The sequence below is a fragment of the Bartonella sp. TS82HLJMH genome, assembly GCF_042193495.1.
Taxonomy (GTDB): domain Bacteria; phylum Pseudomonadota; class Alphaproteobacteria; order Rhizobiales; family Rhizobiaceae; genus Bartonella; species Bartonella grahamii.
The window spans coordinates 131,781-140,254 of sequence record NZ_JBHILU010000004.1; the positions used below are offsets into that span (position 1 = coordinate 131,781).

5 protein-coding genes are annotated in these 8,474 nt (G+C 35.2%); 3 read left to right on the forward strand and 2 right to left on the reverse strand.

Annotated features, from left to right (window positions below; genetic code table 11):
- The first annotated feature begins 81 nt into the window (after nt 1–81).
- The 3 genes from ACFIKO_RS03360 (at nt 82) to ACFIKO_RS03370 (ending at nt 6,610) form a co-directional block, all read left to right on the forward strand.
- Nucleotides 82–588 carry a hypothetical protein gene (locus ACFIKO_RS03360; RefSeq protein ID WP_375620230.1) on the forward strand — a complete coding sequence of 169 codons (507 nt, stop codon included), beginning with the start codon at nt 82–84 and terminating at the stop codon, nt 586–588.
- A 3,145-nt stretch (nt 589–3,733) separates the two neighbouring features.
- Nucleotides 3,734–4,177: a hypothetical protein gene (locus ACFIKO_RS03365; protein ID WP_375620231.1), complete on the forward strand. Its 444-nt coding sequence runs from the start codon at nt 3,734–3,736 to the stop codon at nt 4,175–4,177.
- 1,686 nt (nt 4,178–5,863) lie between these two features.
- Complete coding sequence (locus ACFIKO_RS03370) at nt 5,864–6,610, forward strand: DUF4167 domain-containing protein (RefSeq protein ID WP_375673277.1); 747 nt, start codon at nt 5,864–5,866, stop codon at nt 6,608–6,610.
- Between the two features lie 818 nt (nt 6,611–7,428).
- Here ACFIKO_RS03370 and ACFIKO_RS03375 read toward each other — a convergent pair.
- Complete coding sequence (locus ACFIKO_RS03375) at nt 7,429–7,878, reverse strand: hypothetical protein (RefSeq protein ID WP_375620240.1); 450 nt, start codon at nt 7,876–7,878, stop codon at nt 7,429–7,431.
- 43 nt (nt 7,879–7,921) lie between these two features.
- Entirely contained in the window at nt 7,922–8,287 is a 366-nt protein-coding gene (locus tag ACFIKO_RS03380) for a hypothetical protein (protein WP_375673289.1), read from the reverse strand.
- Between the last annotated feature and the right edge of the window lie 187 nt (nt 8,288–8,474).

Here is an 8,474-nt window from a genome sequence, read left to right on the forward strand (position 1 = left end):
TGAAGAATGCAAGAGCCGTACAACGGAAAAAGATATTCAAATGCTTAATACGCGTTTAGCTTATCAAAAAGGGGGGATATAATGGCACTTTTTCCATTTTCTATTGCTGATATTGATGATCCTGAATGTATTCGTGTGGTTCTTTATGCTAGCGGAAGAATGGGACATGCTCCTTTAAATGCATTGTTGAAGAAAGCATATGAAGATATTACAAAAATTTCAAAGCGCATGGATGCTTTAGCAAAGCGCATGGATGTGTTAGAAAAAAAATTAAATACTCTAGATCCTACCAAGGTCGAACAGAAAAAAAATACGAAAAAAGAGAATCAAGACAGTATTAATAATGTTATGAGTGGTGGAATAACGACATCAAGCAGTATTGTGAGCGGATCAGACATTAAAATAGAAGCATTGTCTGCTGGAGACATATTTTTTTCTCCAATAAACGAGACGCCAAAAATAGACTACAGCTCTTTTGTTTCAAAACTTACAGCACAGGAGCCGCTAGAAATACACAGTAATGTTAGTCAATACATGGGTGTTGAGCAGTCTAGAGGGATTTCTGCTTTTTTAAAAAAGGAAAAATAGAAAAAACTGATTATAACAATAGGTATGGGTTGAAGTTATAGATCAGATAAACTTTATTTATATCTTTGGTGGGGTGTGGAATTGCACTCTGTTTGAGATGTTAAAAAAGGTAAAAATTGATAGAGAGTCTAGTTTTAATAAAAAGAGAAGCCTTGTTGCAGGAAAGTTGATCATGAGTTGTTGGGGAGATTAGGGCGCATATTGAAATCTAAGGGTAAGTTTTTAAAACCTACAGAGAAAGGAGCTGTGCCCAAACAGAAATGCATGGCAAAAGAAGTTTGTAAACGATAAAAATCTTGCAATAATTTTAAAAAGCTTTTGGATAGAGCGTTCAATGATTTTAAATTTATAAACAATTCGCTGTTTTTACGCTTTTTTAAAAGAGAAAAAAGCAGTTTATCGCAATTTTAATTTGTCAAAAATCCCATAAAAAGAAAGTTTTAATTGTCACTTGTTTTCTTATCAAACAAGATTGTACAAGCGGTTGTTTATTTGTCTTATGCTGTAAATACTGTCCTTTCAGGTGTGATGATATAAGGTAAAGCTCTTTGTAAGAGCTAAAATAACACAAAAAGTGTTTTTAAAGGCGTGCCAAATATTTAAGGCAGGGCTTATTTGTTGAGCTTTAAGTTTAAGTAAATCACATGTGGGAAAGCTAAATGGACCCCGCTATAATCCGAGCTATTAATAGATTAGATTAGGTGAAGCTTCGTCTTTTGAAGTGGTGGATGCAAGTTAAGAAAAACCAGCTTTTACAAGCGTAAAAGAACGGATTTTATTATAATTATGTACTTAAACCATGTGTGTTTTTCATGGATGATATTGAAATAAAACTACAAAGTATTTTGATTTTAGAAAGTGCGTTGTTGCAAATCACTTCCATTAATACGAAGGCGTTATTATTTATACTCTTTTTGGATAAGTTTTATAAATATAATTAAAAAGCTTGCAATATTATACGATTTGTGTATAAGTATTTATTATTGATTTCTTTTGTATTTTATTGAATTATATCTCTATTCATAAGCCGCGCCATTTAAAGGTGCGGCTTTTTTTTTGTCTAATAGCAGGGGGGCTATATATCTATTATTGAGGTGGCTTTGGATGTTTTTTTCATTATTCGCATCATTGTATTTTGTGATTTCGTTTTGCAGTGAAATCTCTAAATTCTTGTGTGTTTTATCCCAGTGAGGAAGATTCAAAATAAAAATGCAGGTATCTGTTTAGTTTCTTTGCGTTGATTATAATGGGGGGCGTTGAATAGTTAAAGAATGTTTGTTACTGTTTGACGGAGAGTGGTATGGGGTGAAGCGTAAAATGGTGGCGCACTTGAAGGGCAATTATTATACATGCCCGCATGATCAAAAATGCAAATGTGTCTTTTACAAATGTGTCTTTTATAGTGTTTGTTGATCTCGATTAGAAAGTCCGTTCTTTTCTTTGTTTGGAGTTTTACATCAATAATTTCTTATCTTGTTTTCGTGCTGCTTTTTGAGAGTGCGGTGATAGAAGGCATGTAAGTTTTATATATTGAAGTGTTTGTGTGTGGTGAATATGAGGGGTGTTTTTTCGTCATGTGATGAACTCTTCGGGCGGTGGGGATTTTGTCCATAAAGCGTCATAAAATATCGCTTTTTATTCTATGGTGATAGAGATCCCATGAGGGGGAAAGGCAAAGGGGAAAGTCAAGTGGATTTTGCGAGCCAATCATGTAAACTGGAACGAATTCCATGCGGGTATAAATCAGGTTCTGTTTGTTGCATATAGCGCTATTTGTTGCATAACTTGTGATAGCCAATTCTCTAAATAAGGGGATTTGACCGGTAGCAGAAAAAAGGAATCATTACGAGACAGAAAGAGTGCTTGTTTCAGAATGTCTAATGCTTTTGCATGACATAAGGAACGCGAAACTCTGTCACGCCTTCCTTTCATATTTTCAAGTCTAGGGTTATCCATATATTTCCTTCAACTTGATCTTTATGCATGGGACACAAGAGATTTGGATACAAGAAATTGGGATGAATATTTTTGGGATAAGCAAAGCTAATATGTTACGCTCGTTGTTTTACAGCGCGTTTGATAAAAAGCTAAGACATCTTTCCAATCCATTATGCGTGTAACCTTAAAGCGTTGTTTTCTTAAGAGAGTACAGAGCTTTTTTGTTGCTTGTTAAACAACATCAAATTTCAAAGCTGTAACATGTTTGAGAGAAAGAAGAATAAGAGCCTTACGGATTCAGAAGGGCAAAACTCTCTGAGCGATTCCAGCTTTTGTAAGCTAGACTTTATGTATGTCAGATGGGGGCTGTATTTGAGTGATTTCTGAAATAGGAAGACAGCCTTATTGAGAAAAATATAAAGGCATATTAATCACTCTTTGTGCTATCATTTTTTTGCTTTATAATTTTCAAAACTATCTATAGCGATATTATTTAAATAATAAAGATAATGCCTTATGCCTTTGTGTATCGCGTGTCTTTTTGGGATTATGCCTCTCACATAAAAACAGAATGCTCAAAATATTAAAATATTATTTGTATCCGAATATACATTTATTGCATGTTCACGGACTTGTTTTAAAGAGATATCTCCCTTATCTTTATGCTTCATAAAAGTGCAGACTGGTATTCTCATACACTTTTTCAGCTCCTAATAGTATGAAAGTCTTGGTTCGTGAGACGCTTTATAAGAGGCATATGCCTTTTTTGTACAGTTTTTAATCCACATGCCAGCTCCGCTTGTAACTTGCAAGCGACATGGTTTTGATCGTTTCAACAGAAAACAAATTTAGGATGAGAGAATCTTATGGTATTCGGGTCTCTTATTCGATATGAAAAACAATAAATACTCTTTATAAATCAATGTGATGTGTCTTAAAGAAGACGAATTGTTTATAGTGCCACATGGATGAAGAATCTTCGTCTTTTAAGGTAGTGAAAGAAAATTATAATCCCTATTTTTTCATAAAGGGCATGAGAAAAGTGTTTCACAAAAATTTTATACGATAAAAATTATACGATAAAAAAGAGTCTTTTGACATAAGAGTCTTGATCGTTTGCCGCTATAGCCTGTATTGTGTACACAGATAACTTCTATCATTTTTTGCTGTAAAAGCTTCTCTTGGGATGTTAAAGGGTGCAATCTTTATGGAAAAAAGAATTCGTGCAAGGCAAAAGGCTTATTTTAAAAGATTATATCGCAAGATTGCTTTTGTTTGCATAATACTTTTTTGTATAGTGATTTTGTGTTTTGTTGTTGCAAAGGTGATCAGTTATTTTTCTTCTCATGAAAAAATAACACAACAAGCACCCGTTGAATTGGTTATTCCTGTTTTTGATCTGCGTGTATATTGCAAGGAAATTTCTGCTTCCGTTATGCCCGATATGAAAAGAGAAGTTTATCAGCATTGTCTTAATTTGGAAAGTGAGGCCTATTTTGCTATTCGTGAAATGTGGGATCAGCTTTCTGATACTGCAAAAAAACAATGTTTGACGTTGGTACGACCTGGGGATGGAAATTATTTTCTCTTACGCGATTGTTTTCTTAATGAAAAAGAAAATAAAAAAGGCAAAAGGCGCAATTACTTTTAAGTTTTTATACGGAAAGTTAAAGGAGGCGAATTTTGATGAAAAGATAAAAACCTCTTAAATTATTATCTGCCTCGAGACCAATAGAAATTTTATTTATTTATCTTGTTATATAGCACTTTTTATTGAAGATGTGGCGACATAAGGTATGGGTACCCCCCTTGAAATGTTTAAGGGGGCGTGGTGGAGTTTTAGGAGGATTTGTTTCCCTTTTTTAAGGGAAATAACAGGCGTGGGAAATCCATTTCGTAATGGCTCTGGTGAAGGGTATAATGGTAAAGCCCCCATGAGGTGTATATAAAATTTATAGAGCATATTCATCTTTACGTTTCAAACAAAAGTAAGCCCCAAGTACCACTTACACTTTGCGAGCTTTCAATGGTGTTTGCTGACAGCCCTTGAGCCTTAGAGATGGTTCATAAGGAGCACTTTTAGTCTTTCTTTATCGTTTTTATTTCACGCAGGCTTTCCCGCGTGTAATATGCAAGAAAAAGAGATTGGTTCAACAGCAAACAGATTGAGGATGAAAAATTCTACGGTATTAAGTTTTCTTACTCAACACAAAAATATGAATTATGATTATAAATCAATTCAGTGTACGAATTTTACAAGAATTTTTATTGTTGACAGAGCCGTGTGACTTGAGAACCTTCGTTCTTTGAGGGCGTAAGCTAATAGACATGAAAAAAAATGAGTAAAAAAGAAACATTTCTTTTATAAACATTCAAGGTTGCTTCATGCGTAAAGTGCTGTGCTGGGTTTACAAATGTGCTTGTTTTATAATTCCAGTTTTCTTTATCAGAAAAGATAAGAGAGGAAATGCGTTATGCCATTCTTATTGACAGATTTTGAGGAGGGCATGTTTTTGAGAAGAAGCTGATTTTTAGGAAAGTGTGACCTATTGGTCGCTTTTTCCATAATTTTATATTTTTTTGTGTTTAAATATTTTGTTTTTAAGCTCAATTTGTTATAAATAAAGACTGTGATTAACTTAAAAATTCCATGGGTTAAAATAGAAATTGATAGTATCGGGCTTATTTAGGAAAGAAGATTAATCTCTTTGTGATTATAGGACTTGAATAATACTTCGTGTTAATCTATCTATAAAGATCAAGAGGTTTTGTGAAGCGATCGTGGATTATCGCTTGCAAGGGGTTGCTTTAGCAATGAAGAGAGGCTATATATCATAAAATAAAGAGGTTCGCGCAGTGACTCGTTGGGATGGAAGTGCTTGTGAGTTAAATGCACGAGGGGGTAGAGGATATCAGCGTTTTTAGGAGCGGTGGTTTTAGAGCAAAAAAGGAAGCTTCTAATATTCTCTGGCAGGAATTTTTCTTTGTCAGGGGTGTTGTGTGTGTTTCCCCCTTTTTGTTTTCCACAAGATAATTATTTTTTTAGTGAAATATGGTTTATTTTAAAAAAAACACTTGGCATTTTACGTGAACATCATTAGGTTTCTGCTGTTTAACAGAGAAAGAGGGAATTTTTGATTTACGGTTTCCCTGCTGTTTTGTGATTTTCAAGAAAATATATGCTTTTATCAATATCAGTAGGGTTCGTTTGAGTAAAATAAACACGGATAGCTTGATAACCGTATGTTAAAAATGATCAGCATTATCAAAAGGTAATGCAATGAGGAAGAGTCAATTAAGACATACATTAAGACAAACACTCCAAAAAGGGATAAAGATGAGGCCACAACAAAATAGACGGGTACGCGGTCGCAATAATAACAATAATGGTAATAACAATAATAATCGTCGCGGTCCTAATCCGTTGTCTCGCAATTATGAAAGCAGCGGTCCGGATGTTAAAATTCGCGGGAATGCTCAGCAAATTGCCGATAAATACATAAGCCTTGCGCGTGATGCACAAGGTGCGGGTGATCGTGTTATGTCGGAGAATTATTTACAACATGCCGAGCACTATTTGCGTATTATTTTAGCAGCAGCTGGACAAATGTCTCAATCGGTTCGACGTGATGAAAATCGTGGTGATGAAAACAACGAGCAAGAATGCGGTGAAATAAATCTTGACGGTGAAAAAAAGGATGCTGTCGAGGGTGATACAGATGTATTACAGATGCCGTCGCAAAAAAATGGCAATGGCCAATATGCTAAAACGCAAAATGGGGATGCGCGTGAAAATGCTTTAGAGGCTCTATCGGATAAAAAAACGGATCAAGAGCACTGTCGCTCTGAGAAAAATGTTGAACCCGTTAAAAAAACACGCCGTTCTCCCCGTCGACGTATTGTGCGGACCCAACAAGATGAATCATCTCTTGAGCTTTCACTTACAACAGCAGAAAGCACGAGCAATGGAGATGCATCAACAGCAACAAAAGAGGTTTCTTCGTTGCCTGGATTAGGTGAGGGGATACAGAGAAAAACGCGCCGTCGCCGAGTGGTCAATCTTGAAGCAGAGGAAAATGTTTAAACCTGAAGAGTGCTGTTTAAGCGCTTGTGGTGATGTTATTAGTATCATAACGGTGAATTATATAGGCTCAAGAAGCTTCTTGCGCTTTCTTTGAATTTTCACGCTCAGTATCAGGAACTTAACGAGGTATGTCGATAGAAAAGATTGCCTCTTTGCTGGGATTTAAGTGAGGGAATACAGAGAAAAGCACATCCGTGTATTTTAAGAGGAAGTTCTTGTATGAAGAACGCAATGTTGTTGTTTTATTTATTCACACTTATATTTAATATTGTTCAATGTATTTATGCTCATTTCGCGATGGTGCTCATGAATTCTATCATGTGAAATCCATCGGCGATCTTTGCTTAATAAAAGATGAAAGCTGGGCGTTATTGCTTTTATTTTTAATGTTGCAACAGTTCTTCTTTTGATACCGTATCATTCATAAGAGGTATTTTTATTCATCCATTTCCTTGCTGGGATATGTGAGCAAATGATTTTGATTAAGTTCCTCATGAACAGATTTGAAAGGGGAGAATCTTACAGTATTTGAGGTTCTCGTTTGACATGCAAAATAAATGATCACTATAAATTAATATGTTGAATTTTTGCATTCAAAAAGATACATTTCTTGCACGTTTATTAGAATTTTTCCAAGCGATGTCAATTTCCTTAGGCATGGGAATGCGTTGATAGAAAGGTTTCTTCTTTTCCGAGATTTAAGTCAGGAGATACAGGGAAAAACGCATCGTCGCCCGAGTGGTTGCATCTTGAAGTAGAGGAAAAATGTTTAAATCTTCAGGGAAGCTATGTAAGCGCTTGTGGTGATGTTAGTTTGCTTAATGAGGTAATATTTTCGATATTTCTTTTTTTGTTTCAACAGAAAGAACGGCGATTAGTATACCGGTGTGATAATTGTAAATCATAAATTTTGTTTGTCCATCAGGGGTTAAAACTTTCAGTACAATATTGTGTTCTGAAAGGCTTTGCGACAAAATCTGTGTTTTTTCCGGTAGAGAGAGCGTATGATGGATAATATGTGGGTTTTTGCTGGAAGAGGAAGATAGCTCTGTTTGTTTTGGCGCTGATCCGGTTGCTATCACTTTATAAACAATTAAAAACAGTACGGTTAGAATAAGGAAAAGCGTTATTAAAACGGAAATAATCATTAAACCCATAAGTTTTTTTCTCACTCGTTCTACAGCAGGATCTAAAGGGAGATCTTGAGGCAGAGAGTTTTGCTCTGTGTGATGGTCTTTTGAAGGTTGCATTCGCTTATTATCCATCATGTCTTTCATTGAGTATTTTTTGAGATCTAATGGGTTTATGCTGTTAAAGTTTTTTGTGCAAGAGGTTTGTGGAAGAAGAATGCAAAAGAAGAAGCGATGTTGGTAAAATACTTTCTTTCTGGACTGTAGATATCTTGTTATTTACGTTTTGGCTTTTAAGCAGGAAATTTCCACGGTTTGTTACAGACCAGATCAATTTTACTTCTTGTTGATGTAAATTTGCATGTACGTTTATACATTGGGCAAAAATTTGTTGTCCAGAAAATGCAAACTTTTTTGTAGATGGTATCATGGATTGTTCACATGCTTGAGCCGTTGGGTAGATTTTAACCATTGTATTGTTTGAATAGCAACTATTAAAATCATCTGTACATGAAACTAATAAGAGGATAAAAACAAGGGGATTCATCAATTATTTTCCAAATGAGAGGTTGACAGCGTGGACTCTAATTTGTCAGCCTATGGGCTTCTTCATTGTTAAACGTTTTCAAAGTTTTTTAGTTCCTCCTTTGAGATGCCAGTTCCTCCTTTGAGATGCCAGTTCCTCCTTTGAGATGCCAGTTCCTCCTTTGAGATGCCAGTTCCTCCTTTGAGAT

Bases quoted from the DNA above. Each gene is read 5' to 3' on its own strand.
- ACFIKO_RS03360 (WP_375620230.1), top strand. From the start codon at position 82: ATGGCACTTTTTCCATTTTCTATTGCTGATATTGATGATCCTGAATGT.
- ACFIKO_RS03375 (WP_375620240.1), bottom strand. From the start codon at position 7,878: ATGATGGATAATAAGCGAATGCAACCTTCAAAAGACCATCACACAGAG.
- ACFIKO_RS03365 (WP_375620231.1), top strand. From the start codon at position 3,734: ATGGAAAAAAGAATTCGTGCAAGGCAAAAGGCTTATTTTAAAAGATTA.
- ACFIKO_RS03380 (WP_375673289.1), bottom strand. From the start codon at position 8,287: ATGAATCCCCTTGTTTTTATCCTCTTATTAGTTTCATGTACAGATGAT.
- ACFIKO_RS03370 (WP_375673277.1), top strand. From the start codon at position 5,864: ATGAGGCCACAACAAAATAGACGGGTACGCGGTCGCAATAATAACAAT.